We start from the raw sequence: 16,405 nt of genomic DNA on the forward strand, positions 1-16,405 counted from the left end.
CGTCGATCAGGATGAAGACACGGACTTAGCGCGGGGTTCGCAGACGCGGTGAAGAAAGGCTGAACGCCTGTCGCCCGTGGCTGGTCGCCCGCTTTCAAGCGCGTGAAATGCTTTCCAGCGTCTCGCCCGCGTACTTTTCCTTCACGCGCGTCGACAGGTCGCCCAGCGAGACGACGCCCACGACGCGCTCGTGCTTGTCGACCACCGGCGCGCGCCGGATCTGGCGGCCGCTCATGAGGTCCAGAACGGTTTTCAGATCGGCGTCGTCGCGCACGGTCTGGGCGTCGCGGCTGATGTATTCGATCACCGGCGAATCCGGCGACGCGCCGGCCGCCACGGCGCGCACGACGATGTCGCGATCCGTGATCGTGCCGATCAGCCGGTCGCCCTCGGCCACGGGGATGAAGCCGAAATCGCCGCGCGCCATCCGTTCCGCCACCTCGCGAAGCGTGTCTCCGGGGCGGGCGATATGGACATCGCGGGTCATGACGTCGCGAACCTTCATGGCGAGACTCCCTTGGCTGCCGTTCGACCGGATCAACCCGCGCGAACGGCCGAGGTTCCGGGGCCGCCTAGGCCTTGCGGGCGTCGAAGGCGGCGCGGGCGGATTCGATCCGTTCGATGTTCGCCTCGGCCCAGGTCCATACCCCGCAGAAGGCCTCAGCCAGCGTCAGGCCCAGGTCGGTCAGCCTGTATTCCACCTTGGGCGGGATCACCGGATGCGCCGTCCGGATCACCAGTCCGTCGCGCTCCATCTGCCGAAGCGTCTGGGTCAGCATCTTCTGGCTGATCCCGCCGACCAGATCGCCCACCCGGCTGAAACGCAGCTCGCCATGTTCGGCCAGCACCTCCAGCACCAGCATGGTCCACTTGTCCGCCACCCGGCCGATGACGTCGTTGACCAGCGCCTCCACGCGCGGATCGGCGACCGCCCCGGTTTCGGGGTGAGCGATTCTTGCGGGCGGAACGGCCGTCATGTCCAAATCTTTCGTTTCAGTAAGTATGGCGCTTTTCGGTGCCTACTTTCTGTTGGAGAGCATCACCTCTACCTCTCTGCGCGCACCAGATAAAGGAGCCTTCCCATGAACATCACCGGCAACACCATCCTGATCACCGGGGGCGGCACCGGCATCGGCCGCGCCCTGGCCGAGGCGCTGCACGCGCGCGGCAACCGCATCGTCATCACCGGCCGCCGCGAGGCGGTGCTGAAGGAGACGGCCCAGGAAAATCCCGGCATGGCCTGGGCGGTCCTGGACGTCGAGGACGCGGCCGCCGTGCGCGACTTTTGCGCCCGGATCGTCTCGAACCATCCGGACCTGAACGGCGTCATCCTGAACGCCGGGATCATGAAGGCGGAAGACCTGACGGCCGAGCCTTTCGACCTGGCGACGGCGGAGGCGACCATCAACACCAATCTGCTGGGGCCGATCCGTCTGGCCGCCGGCCTGCTGCCGCATCTCAAGGCCCAGCCGTCGGCCTTCGTCATGACCGTGACGTCGGGCCTGGCCTTCATTCCGCTGGCCGCGACGCCGACTTACAACGCCACCAAGGCGGCCATGCACAGCTGGAGCGTCTCCCTGCGCCACCAGCTCCGCCATACCTCGGTCGAGGTGCTGGAACTGGCCCCGCCCGCCGTCGCGACCGACCTGATGCCGGGACACGCGGAAAACCCCAACTCCATGCCCCTGGCCGACTATATCGCCGAGGTCATGGGCCTGATCGAAGGCGGCGACACCCCGCGCGGCGAAATCCTGGTCGAGCGGGTCAAGCCGCTGCGCCAGGCCGAGAGCGGTGGAAACTGGGATGCGGTGTTCACGGCCCTGAACGGCCGCTGATCTCAGCCGTCGAACGCCGCCAGGATCGGGCACGGTCCGTCCCTGGCCGCGCCGCACTGTTTCGCCAACCGCCGCAGCGCGTTCCGCGCCGCCTCCAGTTCGGCGATCCTGACGTCCAGCTCGGCGATCCGCGCCTGCGCCAGGGCGCGGGCCCGCGCGTGGTCGTGCCCGGCGTCCAGCGCCAGCAGTTCGCCGATCTGCTCCAGGGTGAAGCCGGCCGCCTGGGCCGAGCGGATGAATCGCAGGCGGCGCGCCTCCGCCTCTCCGTACCGGCGCACGCCGCCGGCCCCGTCCGGCGTCGGCATCAGGCCGCGTCGCTGATAGTAGCGCACCGTTTCGACGCCCACGCCGCCGGCGCGAGCCAGCCCGGCTATCGTTACGCTCATGCCTTGACTCCGTACCATGGTCCGCACCCCACATGGGCGACGTTCCATCTCGCGCAACGTCCAAGGAGCCGCCCCCGTGACCGAAGAACAGACCGCAGAAAAGACCGCCGTTCTCTATCGCATGGTGATGGACAGGCACGTCTGTCCCTGGGGGCTGCGCGCGCGTCACCTGCTGAAAAGCCAGGGCTACGCCGTCGACGACCGCTGGCTGACCACGCGCGAGCAGACCGACGCCTTCAAGGCCGAACACGGCGTCAAGACCACGCCCCAGATCTTCATCGGCGGCAAGCGGATCGGCGGCTACGACGACCTGCGCCGTTTTCTGGGCAAGCCCGCGCCGGACAAGGATCGCAAGACCTATACGCCGGTCCTGGTGGTGTTCGCTGTCGCCGCCCTGATGGCGATCGCGGCCGCCTTCGCGGCGGGGACGCTGCTGACCGTGCGGACGCCCGCCTGGTTCATCGCCTTTTCCATGTGCGCCCTGGCCATGCTGAAGCTGCGCGACCTGGACGGCTTCGCCACCATGTTCCTGGGTTACGACCTGATGGCGCGGCGCTGGGTTCCCTACGCCTATGTCTATCCGTTCGTGGAACTGGGCGCGGGCGTGCTGATGATCGCGGGCGTGCTGACCTGGCTGTCTGCGCCGGCGGCGGCCTTCATCGGCCTGGTCGGCGGATGGTCGGTGTTCAAGGCCGTCTACATCCAGAAGCGAGAGCTGAAATGCGCCTGCGTCGGGGGCGACAGCAACGTCCCGCTGGGCTTCCTGTCGCTGACCGAGAACGTGATGATGGTGCTGATGGCGGCGTGGATGGGCTGGATGGCGTGGGGTTGATTGGGGGCAACCATCGCCCGAAAGCCCCGTTCTCTGGACAACCGACACAGCCCGAAAGACGCATCGTATGTCCCTTTTCAACCGCACGATCCTGGCCACTTCGGCCGCCGCAATCCTGGGCGTCAGCGCCAGCGCCGCCGTGGCGCAAAGCGGAACCCAGACCAATCAGGACCGCCTTGGCGCCGTGGTCGGCGCCCTGTTCGGCGACCGCCTGGGCCTGTCGGCCATGGACCAGGCGTGGCTGCGCGGCGGCCGTCCCCTGAGCGACGGGCAATCCCAGTTCGCAACGCGCGTGGACGCCAGCGTCCGTTCGGGCGCCGTGTCCTCGGCGGCGGGGACCAAGCTCAGGGCCGACTACGCCAGCCTCGTCGACCTTGAGCGGCAATATTCCGCCGGCGGCATCACCACCCAAGAGCGCACCGATCTGAGCGCCCGCTACAACGCCCTGATCCAGACGCTGGATTCCGGGGCCGCCGGCTATGGCGAGACCGCCAATGTCGCGGCCGGCCGAACCGACTTCGAGCGCCGCGTCGACGCCGCCGTGACCGCGCGCCGCATCACCCGCACCCAGGCCACCCAGCTGAAGACCGACTATCAGGCGGTGATCCAGCTGGAGACGCGCTATCAGGCCGACGGCGTCATCAGCGCCAGCGAACGGGCCGATCTGGACGCACGGCTGGACGCCCTGGACGCGCGGGTCGGCGACGGTCCGGCGGGTCAGGCCGCGACCGCTAACCAGACCCCGGCCCAGCGCCTGACGGCGCTGCAGACCTCGATCACCACCGCCGAGAACGCGTCCAGGATCACCCGCGCCGAAGCCGCCGACATTCGCGTCGCCCTGGGCGATCTGCAGCGGCTGAACACCGCCTATGGCCGCTACGCCGCGTCCAGCGACGACACGGCCTATCTGACCCGCCGCATCGGCGAGCTGGAAGCGCGCGTCAACCGCTGAGCCGCCTTGCGCCGGGCCGCGCGGCGACGCGCGGCCCGGTCGGCTTGACTTTTCACGCGCCAGCGCCCATTTGCGCTGCATCGCACAATCGCGATCTCCGGCGTCTCCAGCGCGTGTGGGTCTTTTCAGACCTGTCTGTAGCAGCCGCCGGCCCCTCAAGTTCATTCGCTGCCCGGACACGCGGGGCGGCGCCCGATCCACCCCGCAGGCTTCATCCCGAAGCCCCGTCGGGACTGGCGGAGCGCGGCCCTTCGGCGTCATGCCATGGCTGTTGAGCGCGCCGCCGCACGCGAAAGACAGACTGCTTTGAGCACCACCTTTGAATCCATGGGCCTGAACAAGGCCCTTCTCCAGGCGCTGGCGTCGGAAGGCTACACCAAGCCGACTCCGATCCAGGAAAAGGCCATTCCCGACGTCATGGCCGGCAAGGACCTGCTGGGCATCGCCCAGACGGGTACCGGCAAGACCGCCGCCTTCGCCCTGCCGATCCTGCATCGCCTGGCTGAGAACCGCACCCCGCCCGTGCCTCGCACCACGCGCGCCCTGATCCTGTCGCCCACGCGCGAGCTGGCCAGCCAGATCGGCGACAGCTTCAAGGCCTATGGCGCCCATCTGGGCTTCCGGGTCGCGGTGATCTTCGGCGGCGTGAAATACGGCGCCCAGGAACGCGCCCTGCAGCAGGGCCTGGACATCCTGGTCGCCGCGCCGGGCCGCCTGCTGGACCACATCCAGCAGAAGACCCTGGACCTGTCGCAGACCGAAATCTTCGTCCTGGACGAAGCCGATCAAATGCTGGACCTGGGCTTCATCAAGCCGATCCGCCAGATCGTCAGCCGGATGCCGGCGCGCCGCCAGAACCTGTTCTTCTCGGCCACCATGCCGACCGAGATCGGCAAGCTGGCGGGCGAACTGCTGAAGGACCCGGTCAAGGTCCAGGTCACGCCCCAGTCCACCACCGTCCAGCGCATCAAGCAGTCGGTCGTGCACATCGAACAGGGCCGCAAGCGCGCCCTGCTGACCGAGCTGTTCAGCGATCCGGGCTTCACCCGCTGCCTGGTCTTCACCAAGACCAAGCACGGCGCCGACAAGGTCGCGGCCTATCTGGAAGCGGGCGGCGTCGAGGCCGGCGCCATCCACGGCAACAAGTCTCAGCCCCAGCGCGAACGCACGCTGGAAGCCTTCAAGAAGGGCAAGCTGCGCGTCCTGGTCGCCACCGACATCGCCGCGCGCGGCATCGACGTGGACGGCGTCTCGCACGTCGTGAACTTCGAACTGCCCTTCGTGCCGGAAGCCTATGTGCACCGCATCGGCCGGACGGCCCGCGCGGGCGCCGACGGCACTGCCATCAGCTTCGTCGCCGGCGACGAGATGAAGCTGCTGAAGGACATCGAAAAGGTCACGCGCCAGAAGATCCCGGCCGTCGATCGCCGCAACGACAAGCAGCTGGCCCAGCTGGACGCCTCCATCATGGCTTCGGGCGTCGGCAAAAAGGCGACCCTACCCGAGCGCGAGGGCGGCGAGCGCAACGAGGGCGGCCGCGGCGGTCGCGGTCGTCGCAACCCGCATCGCGACGGCGTCCGTCCCGAGGGCGGCGGCCAGCCGCACCGCCAGCGTCGCAACCGCGGCGGCGGCGGAGAGGCCGCGGCGGCGCCCCGGCCCGAACGGACCTACAATCCGATGGCCGGCGAGAATGTGACGCCGCGCGAACCCAAGCCTGTCGGCGAGATGAAGCGCCGGCCGCGCCGTCGTCGTCCGTCGAACGGCGGCAAGGGTTACGGCTCGGCCCAGGGCTGACCAGGTTCCTCACCCGCTACGCGGTGGAGGAAAGAAAAAACGGCGGCTCCCGCAAGGGAGCCGCCGTTCTCATGTCAGCCGGGGACAGTCCTCAGAAGTTCCAGGTCGCGCCCAGCGAGAAGCCGACGCCGGAGCCCTTGGCCTCGCCGCGCAGGCTCGAAACCACCAGGCCGTTGCCGTACAGGTCACGGGTGTCGTTGATCGTGGCCGTGTCGATGTCGATGTAGGTCACCGCGCCGTCGAACGTCATGCTGCCCACCGTCTTGGACAGGCCGGCGGCGTACAGCCAGCGGTCGCCGTCCGGGATGCGGGCGGTGCGATGGTCGTCCGGGGTCGGCGTCGGGTCGTAGCCCACGCCCGCGCGAACCGTCATGGTCGGATCGATCATGTAATCGAAGCCGATCGCGCCGGTGGTGACGTCGTCATAGTCCTGGACGATGGTCGAGCCGCCGCCGGTGTAGGCCACGCGGATGGCGTCGAACTCGCTCCAGCCGATCTGGTTGACCTGGGCGTTCAGGGTCAGGCGGTCGTTGACGGCGTAGCGGGCCGAGACGGTGGCGTACCAGGGCGTGGTGAAGGTGGCGCCGCCGTCAGCCGACACGTTGGCGCCGGCCAGCAGGCCGGTCAGGCCCGAGATGTTCACCGAGCCTTCCAGCTCGTGCTCGATCTCCGAGCGGTACGACAGGCCCAGGTCCAGCCTGCCGAAGTGCATCTGGGCGCCGGCGTTCCAGCCGTAGTCCCAGCCGTCGCCTTCCAGGTCGTTGCGGCCGTCCGAGGCCGGGTTGATCACATAGGCCGGCGACAGCACGGCGGGCACCGGCACGTTCGGCAGGGCCGAGCTCAGCGTCGCCTTGGCGTACTGGGCGTCGAAGCCGGCGCCGATGTCCAGCCAGTCGGTGACCGACATGGCGGCGACCAGGCTGACGTTGGCCGAGCGCAGTTCCGACGTCAGGGCGTCATAGCGCGCGAAGTCGGTCGGCTCGTACTTGGTGGTGAAGTTGTAGGGGGCCTGGACGGCCAGACCGACGTTGAAGCGGTCGCCGATCGGCATCGAGACGGCGAAGTTCGGCACGATGCCGCTTTCGACGACTTCGTGGACGTGCGGGTCGCCGTTGACGGCTTCGGTGTTGCTGATGACGCCGACGCCGGTCACCGGGACGTTGTAGGCCAAGCTGGAGCCGCGGTCGTCGACGTCGGAGTCGAGGATCAGGCCGTGCGCGCCCACGTACAGTTCGCGCTGGGTTCCGGCGATGGCGGCCGGGTTCCACCACAGCGATTGCACGCCCTTGTCTGCGCCGACGCCGGCGTTGGCGCGACCCTGACCGCGGGTCGATTGCTCCTGCACATAGAAGGAGCCGGCGAAGGCCGGGGCGGCGACGCCGGCCAGCAGAGCGGACGTGAGGGCGATCCCGCCGAGGCGAGTGATGTTCCTGGGATTCATGACCAATCCTAATACAGTCCCGCCGTCGCGCGGCGGGTTCGGGGAGAGACGGTGCCGCAGCGCTTCCGACACGAAAACGTTGCATGCAAGGCCGCTCTCTGCTCCGAAACGGGCGAAACCGTGGCGCCGGCGCCGCACACGATCACGGCTTCGAGAGGTTACGCGACGGCAACATCAGTGCCCGAACATGGCCGCCGTCGATCAAATCGTGCGTCTTCGCGCGGACCGGGCGGAATGGCGCAGGGGAAGGCCGGGCTTGAGGTTTTGTGCTATAACGACCATCTGCGGCGTCCCTCTTCGCCCCGCCCCACACTTTCGCAGACACGCTTCATGTACGAAACGCCCGAACTCGACACCGACGTCATGGTCCGCTCCAGCGCCATCCGCATCCACGATGCGGAAGCGTTCGAAGGGATGCGCAAGGCCGGCCGTCTGGTCGCCGAGGCGCTGGACATGATCGCGGATCACGTGAAGCCCGGCGTCACCACCGGCGAGATCGACGACCTGATCCGCGAGTTCACCCTGGACAACGGCGGCCTGCCGGCCTGCCTGGGCTACAAGGGGTACGAAAAGACCGTCTGCACCTCGATCAACCACGTGGTCTGCCACGGGATCCCGGGCGACCGGGTGCTGAAGGACGGCGACATCGTCAACATCGACCACACGGTGATCGTCGACGGCTGGCACGGCGATTCCAGCCGGATGTACGGCGTGGGCGAGGTGCCGACCCGCGCCAAGAAGCTGGTCGACGTCACCTATCAGTCGCTGGAACTGGGCTTGGCCCAGGTGAAGCCCGGAAACACGTTCGGCGACATCGGCTTCGCCATCCAGAAGTTCGTCGAGGCCCAGCGCATGAGCGTGGTGCGCGACTTCTGCGGCCACGGCATCGGCCGCGTCTTCCACGACAGCCCCAACGTCCTGCACTATGGCCGGAAGGGCGAGGGCGCGACCCTGAAGGCCGGCATGTTCTTCACGGTCGAGCCGATGGTGAATCTGGGCAAGCCGCACGTGAAGGTGCTGTCGGACGGTTGGACCGCCGTGACCCGCGACAAGTCCCTGTCGGCCCAGTGCGAACACACGGTGGGCGTGACCGAGGACGGCGTGGAAATCTTCACCGCCTCGCCCAAGGGCCTGTTCAAGCCTCTCTGACGCCTCTGGCGGCGCCTGGCCGTTCCGCCTAGGTTGCGGAGCGGAGGGCTGGGATGCTGGAAGAGAGCGCACCGCGACCGCAGAAGACCGCGCCGCGTCATGGCGGGCACCGCGACCGCCTGCGAGAGCGCGCGGCCAAGGGCGGCCTGGACGCCCTGCCGGACTATGAGTTGCTGGAACTGCTGCTGTTCCGCAGCGTGCCCTACAAGGACACCAAGCCCTTGGCCAAGGATCTGCTGGCCCGGTTCGGCGGGCTGGAAGGCATCGGCGCGGCCAGCCACGAGGCGGTGGAGGATCAGGTGGCGCGTTCGCTGGGCTATGCGCTTGGCAAGGCCACGCGCGCGGTGGCGCTGGACCTGCAACTGATCTTCGACGTGACGCGCCGGATCGCGCGCGAGCCGACGGCCAAGCGCCCGGTCATCTCCTCCTGGTCGGCGCTGCTGGCCTATGTCCGTGTGGCGCTCCAGCACGAACCGCGCGAGCAGTTCCGCGTGCTCTATCTCGACAAGAAGAACCAGCTGATCCTGGACGAGGTGCAGAACCGCGGCACGGTGGACCACGCCCCCGTCTATCCGCGCGAGGTAGTGCGACGGGCGCTGGAGCTGTCGGCCAGCGCCCTGATCCTGGTGCACAATCACCCGTCCGGAGACCCGACGCCCAGCCGCGCCGACGTCGAGATGACGAAACAGGTCGTGCAGGCCGGCCGCGCCCTGAACGTGGAGGTGCACGACCACCTGGTCGTCGGCCGCGACGGCGTGGCCAGCTTCAAGCAGTTGGGGCTGATGTGAACGGCTCGATCCTGGCCACCTCGCGACTGACGTTGACGCCGGTCGCGGCGTCCGACCTTCAGGATCTGCTGGCCCTGTGGTCCGACGAGACCTTCACCCGGCACATCATGGGCCGGGGCTTGAGCGAGGAAGAGGTGTGGTTCCGCCTGCTGCGCGACCTGGGGCACTGGGCCGCGCAGGGACATGGCAACTGGTCGATCCGGCTGACCGAAGGCGGCGCCTATGTCGGCAGCGTCGGCGTGTTCGACTATCGCCGCGCGCTGGATCCGCCGTTCGTCCACCCGGAACTGGGCTGGGGCGTCGCGCCCGCCTTCCAGGGGCAGGGCTACGCCGGCGAGGCGCTCAGGGCCGCGCTGGGGTGGGCGGACGCCCGACTGGCGGCGGAAGCCACCGTCTGCATGATCTCGCCGGACAACGACCCGTCCATCCGGCTGGCCCAGGGCGTCGGCTACGCGCCCTACGCCGAGGCCGACTACAAGGGGTCGCCGGTGCGCCTGTTTCGGCGGCCGCGCGGCGGCGGCGTAGGCGGCGGTTAAGGTTTATCTGACAGGATCGGCGCACAGAGTTCGAGAGTATCCATCCATGCCCATGTCCGTGGACACCTTGCGTCAGCACCTGGAGGAGGCCTTTCCCGACGCGGAGATCGCGATCGAGGACCTGGCCGGCGATGGAGACCACTATCGCGCCCGCGTCGTCTCGACGGCCTTCGCCGGCGTTTCGCGCGTCCGGCAGCACCAGATGGTCTATGCCGCGCTGAAGGGTCAGATGGGCGGCGATCTTCACGCCCTGGCGTTGGAAACCAGCGCGCCGTCCGGAGAGGCGTGAGCGATGCGCTACAGGCCGTTTGGAAGCTCCGGCGCCGCCGTTTCGAACCTGACCCTCAGCCTGGGTCAGCAGACCCTGGCGCGCGGACGCGGCGCGGCGCTGGACCTGCTCTATACGGCGCTGGAATGCGGCCTGAACAGCTATCGGCTCGAGGCGGCCGATCCCGTGGTGGCCGAGGTGCTGGGAGAAGCGCTGTCGCACGTCGACCGCAAGCTGGTGTCGGTGGCCCTGACGCTGGGCGTCGGCGACGGCAGGAAGCCGCAACGGGATTTCTCGGCCCAGGGGATGACCGCTGCAATCGACCGGGTGTTGCACTATTCCGGCTTGGGTTGGATCGACCTGGCCACCCTGGAGGAACCGGCCGAGGACGAACTGCCCCGATCGTCGCTGGAGGCCCTGAAGGCCATGCGCGCGACGGGACGGGTCAAGCTGCTGGGCGTGGCCGGGGGCGGGGAGGTGATGGACGCCTATGTGTCGACCGGCGCCTTCGACGCCCTGCTGACGCCGTTCGACCTGAACTCCGGCTGGCCGGTGCGGCACCGCGTTCGCTCGGCGCGCGAACAGGACATGGCGGTGTTCGCCTACGACTACTTCACCGACCGTCGCAAGGCCCGTCGCGGCCCGTCCGAACCGGTCAAGAAGGGCTTGTTCGGCTTCGGTCGCGCGCCCGAGGGGCATCCGGCCCGCAGGGGCGGCGACGATGCGTTCGGCTTCCTCTACCGCACGCAGCACTGGACGGCCGAGGCGATCTGCCTGGCCTATGTGCTGACCGACCCCAGCATCTCCAGCGTGATCGTCCAGGCCGACGACGTCGAGCGGCTGAAGGTCCTGGCGGCCACGCCGGAACGCGATCTGCCGCCCGGATTGTCGGCCCAGATCGAGATGGCGCGGGTCAGTCGCGCCGCCTGACCTTGACCCGGCGGCGGCCGGCGCCTAGCTGACGGGCTTGTAGAAAAGGGCCTCCCAGTGAACGACACCGCGACCCAAGCCGCTGATCCCGTCCACGCCTTCATCGCCGACACCGTGGGCCAGCACGACGTCGTGCTGTTCATGAAGGGCACCCCGGACCAGCCGCGCTGCGGCTTCTCGTCCCTGGCGGTCCAGATCCTGGATCATGTCGGCGCGCCGTTCGTCGGCGTCGATGTGCTTCAGGACGAATCCCTGCGCGAGGGCATCAAGGCCTTCACCGACTGGCCCACCATTCCCCAGCTCTATGTGAAGGGCGAATTCGTCGGCGGCTCAGACATCGTGCGCGAGATGTTCCAGTCGGGCGAGCTCCAGGCCCTCATGGCCGAAAAGGGCGTGGTCCTGGGCGAGGCCTGATGGCGCGCGCGGTCCTGGAGCCGCGAGCGGACCGGGAGCTGTTCACGGTTCCCCTTGAGGTCCGTGACGAACACATCGACGCCAACGGCCACGTGAACAACGTGGTCTATGTCGGCTGGCTTCAGGATGCCGGAACGGCGCACTGGAACGCGCGCTTCGATGAGGACACGCGCGGCCGGTGGTCCTGGGTCGCCCTGCGTCACGAGATCGACTATTTCCGCCCCCTGCCGCCCGGATCGCAGGACGTGACGGCCCGCACCTGGGTCGGCGATCCCCAGGGGCCGCGCTTCAATCGCTATGTGCGGATCGAGGACGCCCAGGGCCGCGTCTGCGCCCAGGGCGTCTCGGAGTGGTGCCTGGTGGAAAGCCGGACCTTGCGCCCCGTCCGGATCCCGGCGGAGTTGCTGGGGCCGTTCCAGGCCGGCCGGGTCACTTCAGCGGATTGAGGATCCGCGTCGGCGTGCCGGGCTCCAGGCCCAGGTCGGCGTAGGTCCAGCGCAGTTCGACGCCGTCGGCGACCAAGGCCTTGCACAGGTCCTCGCGCGTCCGTTTCAGGGTGATATCGGCCGGCGACCCGTCCACCACCGCCAGTTCGAAGTCCGAGGCCTGGGTGCACCCGTTGGAGTCCACGCGGACCACCAGGGCGCCGTCCGCGAACCGCGCCGATCGGATCGCCTCGGCCGCCGGCGCCTTGGCGTCTCCCATGTTGACGCGGACGGTCTCGCCCGCCTCGTTGCTGTAGATGACGCAGCCGGCCAGCAGCGGCGCCGCCAGCACCCCCGCGGTCAGCAGTTTGAGAGCCGTGCGCATTATTGGGCCGCCTCTGCGGCCGGGGCGGACACGACGCGGGTGGTGGGCTTTTCCGTGGCGATGATGATGCAGCCGCTGAGCAGCGGCGCGGCGATGGCGATGGCGATGGCGAGACGAAGCATCTGGTGTTCCCCTAATGAAGCTTGACCCTTTTGTGGCGCGGCCAAGGGCCGGGCACACGTGAAAAAACGGCAAGCTGGATGAACAATCGGCAAGGTCGGGCTTGATCGGACGGGGGCGGGCCATAGCTAGGGTCATCCTTACCTGACGCCGGACGCCTTTCATGAGCCTGTTGTTCTCGCCCCTCGCCGTCGGCCCCCTGGCCTTGAGAAACCGCATCGCGATCGCGCCGATGTGCCAATATTCCGCAGTGGATGGCGTGCCCCAGCCCTGGCACGTCCAGCACCTGGGGCGGCTGGCCATCTCAGGCGCTGGCCTGGTGATCGTCGAAGCGACGGGCGTCGAGGCGGCCGGGCGGATCACGCCGGACGACACCGGCCTGTGGAACGACGCCCAGGAGGCGGCCTTCGCCGACATCATCCAGGGGCTGCGGACCTATTCCGACACGCCGATCGGCGTCCAACTGGCCCATGCGGGACGCAAGGCCTGGACCGCGGCGCCGTGGAAAGGGGGCAGGCCCTGACGGAGGAGGAGGGCGCCTGGACGACGTTCGGCCCGTCGGCCCTCGCCTTCAAGGAGAGTTGGCACACGCCCGTCGAGATGACCGAGGCGGACATGGACCGGGTCGTGGCGGCCTTCGCCGACGCCGCCCGCCGAGCCGACCGGGCGGGTTTCGATCTGGTGGAGGTCCACGCGGCGCACGGCTATCTGCTGTGCGAGTTCCTGTCGCCCCTCTCCAATCAGCGAACGGACCAGTACGGCGGCTCGGCCGAGAACCGGGCTCGGTTCCCCCTGCGCGTGGCCAAGGCCGTGCGGGACGCCTGGCCCCGGACAAAGGCGCTTGGCGTGCGCTTCAACGGCTCTGACTGGGTCGAGGGCGGCGTCGCGCTGGAGGAGGTCGTGGCCTTCGGCGCGGCGATGCACGACCTGGGTTACGACTATCTGCACCTGACGTCGGGCGGCAACGTCGCCCGCGCCGACATCCCGGGCGCCGAGCCCGGGTATCAGCTTCGCTTCGCCGAGGCCGTCAAGGTCGCCGTGCCTCAGGCCGTCGTCATGGCCGTGGGCATGATCTTCGATCCGCACCAGGCGGAACAGATCGTCGCGTCCGGCCAGGCCGATCTGATCGCCATCGCGCGCGCGGCGCTGGATGATCCGAACTGGGCCCATCACGCCGCCGTCGCCCTGGGCCAGGCCGAGAACCTGCCCGTCCAGTACGAACGCGCCGGAAAGACGACCTGGCCGGGCTACGGCCGGACCGTCTGACCGCTCAGGCGGCCGCGGCTCCCGCCCAGAGGGTCCTGGCCTCGAGCTGGATCAAGTCGTCCGCCACCGGCTTGGGACGGCCCAGCAGATAGCCTTGCGCCTCGGTGCACCCCTGGTCGCGCAGGAAGGACAGCTGCTCCAGCGTCTCCACCCCCTCGGCCAGAACCGGGATCGCCAGGCTTTCGCCCAGGGCCAGGACGGCCCGGATGATGGCCGAGGACTGGGGGCCGCCGTCCAGCTCGGACATGAACGACCGGTCCAGCTTGATCTTGTCGAAGGGGAAGGCGCGCAGCGTCGACAGCGAAGAATAGCCGGTGCCGAAGTCGTCCATGGCGATCGACACGCCCAAGGCCTTCAGCTGGCGCAGGATATGGGTCGTGCGCTCCATGTCGCTGATCATCGCCGTCTCGGTGATCTCCAGCTCCAGCCGGGTGGGCGCCAGGCCGGTCTCCAGCAGGATCTGATGGACCAGTCTGGGCAGATCGACGTGACCCAGCTGGACCGGCGACAGGTTGACCGCGATCTTGTGCGGCGCGGCCCAGCCCGCCGCCTCGGCGCAGGCCTTGCGCAGCACCCATTCGCCGATCGGCAGGATCAGGCCGCTTTCCTCCGCCAGCGGAATGAAGTCGGCGGGCGAGATGAAGGCGCCGTCGGGACGGATCCAGCGCAGCAACACCTCGTAACCCGTGATCTCTCCGGTCTCGACCGAGGCCTGGACCTGCCAATTCAGGCTGAACTGGTCCTGGTCCAGCGCCTCGCGCAACTGCTGCACCATGCGGCGGCGGTTGCGGACGGCCTCGTCCATCGCTTCCTCGTAGAAGCACACGTCGGTCGTCAGCGAGGCCTTGGCGCGATACATGGCCAGGTCGGCGTCGTTGATCAGGGCCGAGATGTCGGTCGCGTCGTCCGGCCACAGCGCCACGCCGACGCTGGCGCCGCAAGAGACCTCGGCGAAATCCAGGTCCACGGGCGCGGCGATGGCGTTACGCAGCCGATAGGCCAGGTCGAGGGAGTCGGCGCGTTCGACGACCGGCGTGACGGCCACGAACTCGTCGCCGCCCAGGCGCGCCACGAACTCGCCCGGCTTCAGGGCGGCCTTCATGCGCTCGGCGATGCGGATCAGCAGTTGGTCGCCCGCCGCGTGGCCGTGGATGTCGTTGACCTCCTTGAAGCGGTCCAGATCGATCGCCAGCAGGGCGACGCGCGGATGCACGCTGGTTTCGCCGATCTGGCGGCTGAGCCATTCCAGGAAACTGGCGCGATTGGGCAGGCCGGTCAGGGCGTCGTTGCGCGCCAGATGGGCGATGCGCCGCTCCTGGGCCAGGCGCGCGCGCAGGTCGCGCACGGCGTAGATCATGAACGGCGCCTCGGCGCCCTGCACGTCGTCGCGGCGAACCGCGACCTCGACCGGCACGGAGGCGCCGCCGGGCAGGGCGAGCGTCGTCTGCGTCAGGGCGCTGACCGACAGGCCGTCCAGACCCTCGATCCAGCGCGACAGGCTGTCGCCGGACAGGGCCGGGGCGTCGACCTGGATCAGGGCGGCGAAGGCGGCGTTGGCGGCCAGGATGCGGCCGTCCTGTTCGACCACCATGCCGTCGACGCTGCCCTCCATCAGCTGTTCGATATGGGCCTTGGCGCGGGCGCGCGACTGCAGGTCCAGCGCGTGGCTGGACATGCCGGTGCCCAGCACCAGCAGCCCGACGCCGGCGACGGCGAAGGCCATGGCCAGGTTGGCCTGGTCGGCGGTGACGGCGCCGTCGTGCGGCGCCAGGGGGATCACCGTCATGGCGGCCATGCCCACGAAGTGCAGCGCCACGATGCCGACGACCATCAGGGCCACGCCGGTCCACGGCGAACCGCTGCGGCCCGACGCCTCGACGCGCTGGAAGGCCAGGGCGCCGAAGACCACCGCCCCGATGACGGACGCGGCGATGTAGGCGGCGGACCAGTGCACCACGGCTTCGGCCGCGAAGGCCGCCATGCCGGTGTAGTGCATCGCCGTGACGGCCAGGCCGAAGATCACGCCGCCCAGGGTCGAGGCGCGGCGGAAATGTCTCGATCCCACCCACAGCGCCGCGGCGCTGCCCAGGATGGCGACGACCAGGGACACGCCGGTCAGCATCGGTTCGTAGGTGATGTCGACGCCGGGCTCATAGGCGATCATGGCCACGAAATGGGTGCACCAGATGGTGGCGCCCGTGGCGACCGCGCCCATGAAGGTCCACGCCGACCGGGCCCCGCGCTCGGCGTAACGCAGACGCTGGAACAGGCGGGCGGCCACGACCGACCCCAGGACGCACAGGGCGGCGGCCAGTCCGACGAGCCACAGGTTATGGTCTTGGGTCAGGCAGGAAAAGAAGCGCATTACGATACCCGACGGGAGACTTGGGATCGCTTTCGTACCCAGGAAGCTTGACCAAGCCGCTGACGATCACGGCTAATGAAAAGCTAAGCCGTCAGGTCTGGGGCAGCTGATAGGGATTGTTGACGCTGACGGCCTGGCCCGGCGCCAGGCCCAGTTCCTCGAACGACCACTTCACCTCGACGCCGTCGACCTCGGGATCGCGGCACTTGTCCTCGTCCAGGCGGCGCAGGGTGATGACCGCGTCGCCGCCCTGGATGGTGACGATCGGTATCAGGTCTTCCTTGCGGGTGCAGCCGTTGGAGCTGACCCAGAAGATGGCCTCGTTGCGCGTGAAGGCGGCTGCGTGCACCGGCTCCAGGGCGCCCGGCATTCCGGCCGTGGACACGCTGGGCGCGACGGTTCCGGCGCAGGCGGCCAGGCTCGCTGCGCCAGCGAGGCCCAAGGATGCGCGTGCGATGGCGGCTCGCTTCACCGGCCGGCGGTCTCCCATGCCCAGGATCCTCAATTCGCGCAGAATGC

The 16,405-nt window shown here is 68.8% G+C and carries 21 protein-coding genes; 13 read left to right on the forward strand and 8 right to left on the reverse strand.

Annotation, left to right across the window (positions count from 1 at the left end; all coding sequences use genetic code 11):
* Window positions 1–94: 94 nt before the first annotated feature.
* Both MU852_RS13400 and MU852_RS13405 read right to left on the reverse strand, forming a co-directional pair.
* On the reverse strand, window positions 95–505 hold the full coding sequence (locus tag MU852_RS13400; RefSeq protein WP_249749977.1) for a CBS domain-containing protein: 411 nt from the start codon (window positions 503–505) through the stop codon (window positions 95–97).
* 67 nt (window positions 506–572) lie between these two features.
* Entirely contained in the window at window positions 573–977 is a 405-nt protein-coding gene (locus tag MU852_RS13405) for a winged helix-turn-helix transcriptional regulator (protein ID WP_249749978.1), read from the reverse strand.
* Window positions 978–1,082: 105 nt separating this feature from the next.
* On the opposite strand from MU852_RS13405, the gene MU852_RS13410 reads away from it, so the two are divergent.
* Window positions 1,083–1,835 (forward strand): SDR family oxidoreductase, encoded by a 753-nt coding sequence (locus MU852_RS13410; RefSeq protein WP_249749979.1) that lies wholly within the window; start codon window positions 1,083–1,085, stop codon window positions 1,833–1,835.
* Window positions 1,836–1,837: 2 nt separating this feature from the next.
* Here MU852_RS13410 and MU852_RS13415 read toward each other — a convergent pair whose 3' ends face one another.
* A complete protein-coding gene (locus tag MU852_RS13415) occupies window positions 1,838–2,221 on the reverse strand; it encodes a MerR family DNA-binding protein (RefSeq protein WP_249749980.1) in 384 nt (127 codons plus the stop codon).
* Between the two features lie 76 nt (window positions 2,222–2,297).
* On the opposite strand from MU852_RS13415, the gene MU852_RS13420 reads away from it, so the two are divergent.
* The 3 genes from MU852_RS13420 (at window position 2,298) to MU852_RS13430 (ending at window position 5,799) form a co-directional block, all read left to right on the forward strand.
* Window positions 2,298–3,053, forward strand: a complete 756-nt coding sequence (locus tag MU852_RS13420; protein WP_249749981.1) for a glutaredoxin family protein — start codon at window positions 2,298–2,300, stop codon at window positions 3,051–3,053.
* Between the two features lie 67 nt (window positions 3,054–3,120).
* Complete coding sequence (locus tag MU852_RS13425; RefSeq protein ID WP_249749982.1) at window positions 3,121–4,005, forward strand: hypothetical protein; 885 nt, start codon at window positions 3,121–3,123, stop codon at window positions 4,003–4,005.
* Window positions 4,006–4,332: 327 nt separating this feature from the next.
* Complete coding sequence (locus tag MU852_RS13430; protein ID WP_249751965.1) at window positions 4,333–5,799, forward strand: DEAD/DEAH box helicase; 1,467 nt, start codon at window positions 4,333–4,335, stop codon at window positions 5,797–5,799.
* Between the two features lie 91 nt (window positions 5,800–5,890).
* Here the strand turns inward: MU852_RS13430 and MU852_RS13435 are convergent, their stop codons facing one another.
* Window positions 5,891–7,240 carry an OmpP1/FadL family transporter gene (locus tag MU852_RS13435; RefSeq protein WP_249749983.1) on the reverse strand — a complete coding sequence of 450 codons (1,350 nt, stop codon included), beginning with the start codon at window positions 7,238–7,240 and terminating at the stop codon, window positions 5,891–5,893.
* A gap of 330 nt (window positions 7,241–7,570) precedes the next feature.
* Between MU852_RS13435 and map the strand changes: the two genes are divergently transcribed.
* The 7 genes from map to MU852_RS13470 are packed head-to-tail and all read left to right on the forward strand — an operon-like array spanning window position 7,571 to window position 11,771.
* Window positions 7,571–8,389: a type I methionyl aminopeptidase gene (map, locus tag MU852_RS13440; RefSeq protein ID WP_249749984.1), complete on the forward strand. Its 819-nt coding sequence runs from the start codon at window positions 7,571–7,573 to the stop codon at window positions 8,387–8,389.
* A gap of 53 nt (window positions 8,390–8,442) precedes the next feature.
* On the forward strand, window positions 8,443–9,177 hold the full coding sequence (gene radC / locus MU852_RS13445) for a RadC family protein (protein WP_249749985.1): 735 nt from the start codon (window positions 8,443–8,445) through the stop codon (window positions 9,175–9,177).
* Complete coding sequence (locus MU852_RS13450; protein ID WP_249749986.1) at window positions 9,174–9,713, forward strand: GNAT family N-acetyltransferase; 540 nt, start codon at window positions 9,174–9,176, stop codon at window positions 9,711–9,713. The genes radC and MU852_RS13450 overlap by 4 nt, the downstream gene beginning before the upstream one ends.
* Window positions 9,714–9,759: 46 nt before the next feature.
* On the forward strand, window positions 9,760–10,002 hold the full coding sequence (locus MU852_RS13455) for a BolA family protein (protein ID WP_249749987.1): 243 nt from the start codon (window positions 9,760–9,762) through the stop codon (window positions 10,000–10,002).
* Between the two features lie 3 nt (window positions 10,003–10,005).
* Window positions 10,006–10,911 carry an aldo-keto reductase family protein gene (locus MU852_RS13460; RefSeq protein WP_249749988.1) on the forward strand — a complete coding sequence of 302 codons (906 nt, stop codon included), beginning with the start codon at window positions 10,006–10,008 and terminating at the stop codon, window positions 10,909–10,911.
* A 57-nt stretch (window positions 10,912–10,968) separates the two neighbouring features.
* Complete coding sequence (grxD, locus tag MU852_RS13465; RefSeq protein WP_249749989.1) at window positions 10,969–11,325, forward strand: Grx4 family monothiol glutaredoxin; 357 nt, start codon at window positions 10,969–10,971, stop codon at window positions 11,323–11,325.
* On the forward strand, window positions 11,325–11,771 hold the full coding sequence (locus MU852_RS13470) for an acyl-CoA thioesterase (RefSeq protein WP_249749990.1): 447 nt from the start codon (window positions 11,325–11,327) through the stop codon (window positions 11,769–11,771). The genes grxD and MU852_RS13470 overlap by 1 nt, the downstream gene beginning before the upstream one ends.
* Here MU852_RS13470 and MU852_RS13475 read toward each other — a convergent pair.
* Both MU852_RS13475 and MU852_RS17490 read right to left on the reverse strand, forming a co-directional pair.
* Window positions 11,755–12,135: a hypothetical protein gene (locus MU852_RS13475; RefSeq protein ID WP_249749991.1), complete on the reverse strand. Its 381-nt coding sequence runs from the start codon at window positions 12,133–12,135 to the stop codon at window positions 11,755–11,757. The genes MU852_RS13470 and MU852_RS13475 overlap by 17 nt on opposite strands.
* A complete protein-coding gene (locus MU852_RS17490; protein ID WP_283843626.1) occupies window positions 12,135–12,257 on the reverse strand; it encodes a hypothetical protein in 123 nt (40 codons plus the stop codon). The genes MU852_RS13475 and MU852_RS17490 overlap by 1 nt, the downstream gene beginning before the upstream one ends.
* Before the next feature lie 161 nt (window positions 12,258–12,418).
* On the opposite strand from MU852_RS17490, the gene MU852_RS17495 reads away from it, so the two are divergent.
* A complete protein-coding gene (locus tag MU852_RS17495; protein ID WP_283843627.1) occupies window positions 12,419–12,778 on the forward strand; it encodes an oxidoreductase in 360 nt (119 codons plus the stop codon).
* Window positions 12,757–13,521, forward strand: a complete 765-nt coding sequence (locus MU852_RS13480) for an oxidoreductase (protein ID WP_283843629.1) — start codon at window positions 12,757–12,759, stop codon at window positions 13,519–13,521. The genes MU852_RS17495 and MU852_RS13480 overlap by 22 nt, the downstream gene beginning before the upstream one ends.
* Before the next feature lie 4 nt (window positions 13,522–13,525).
* Here the strand turns inward: MU852_RS13480 and MU852_RS13485 are convergent, their stop codons facing one another.
* Together MU852_RS13485 and MU852_RS13490 are read right to left on the reverse strand one after the other, a co-directional pair.
* The gene (locus MU852_RS13485; protein ID WP_249749992.1) at window positions 13,526–15,886 is read right to left on the reverse strand and encodes a bifunctional diguanylate cyclase/phosphodiesterase; all 2,361 of its coding nucleotides are present in this window, start codon (window positions 15,884–15,886) and stop codon (window positions 13,526–13,528) included.
* 91 nt (window positions 15,887–15,977) lie between these two features.
* Window positions 15,978–16,376, reverse strand: coding sequence for a hypothetical protein (locus tag MU852_RS13490; RefSeq protein WP_249749993.1), 399 nt, complete (start codon window positions 16,374–16,376; stop codon window positions 15,978–15,980).
* Between the last annotated feature and the right edge of the window lie 29 nt (window positions 16,377–16,405).

Source organism: Brevundimonas albigilva (genome assembly GCF_023503965.1).
GTDB classification, from domain to species: domain Bacteria; phylum Pseudomonadota; class Alphaproteobacteria; order Caulobacterales; family Caulobacteraceae; genus Brevundimonas; species Brevundimonas albigilva.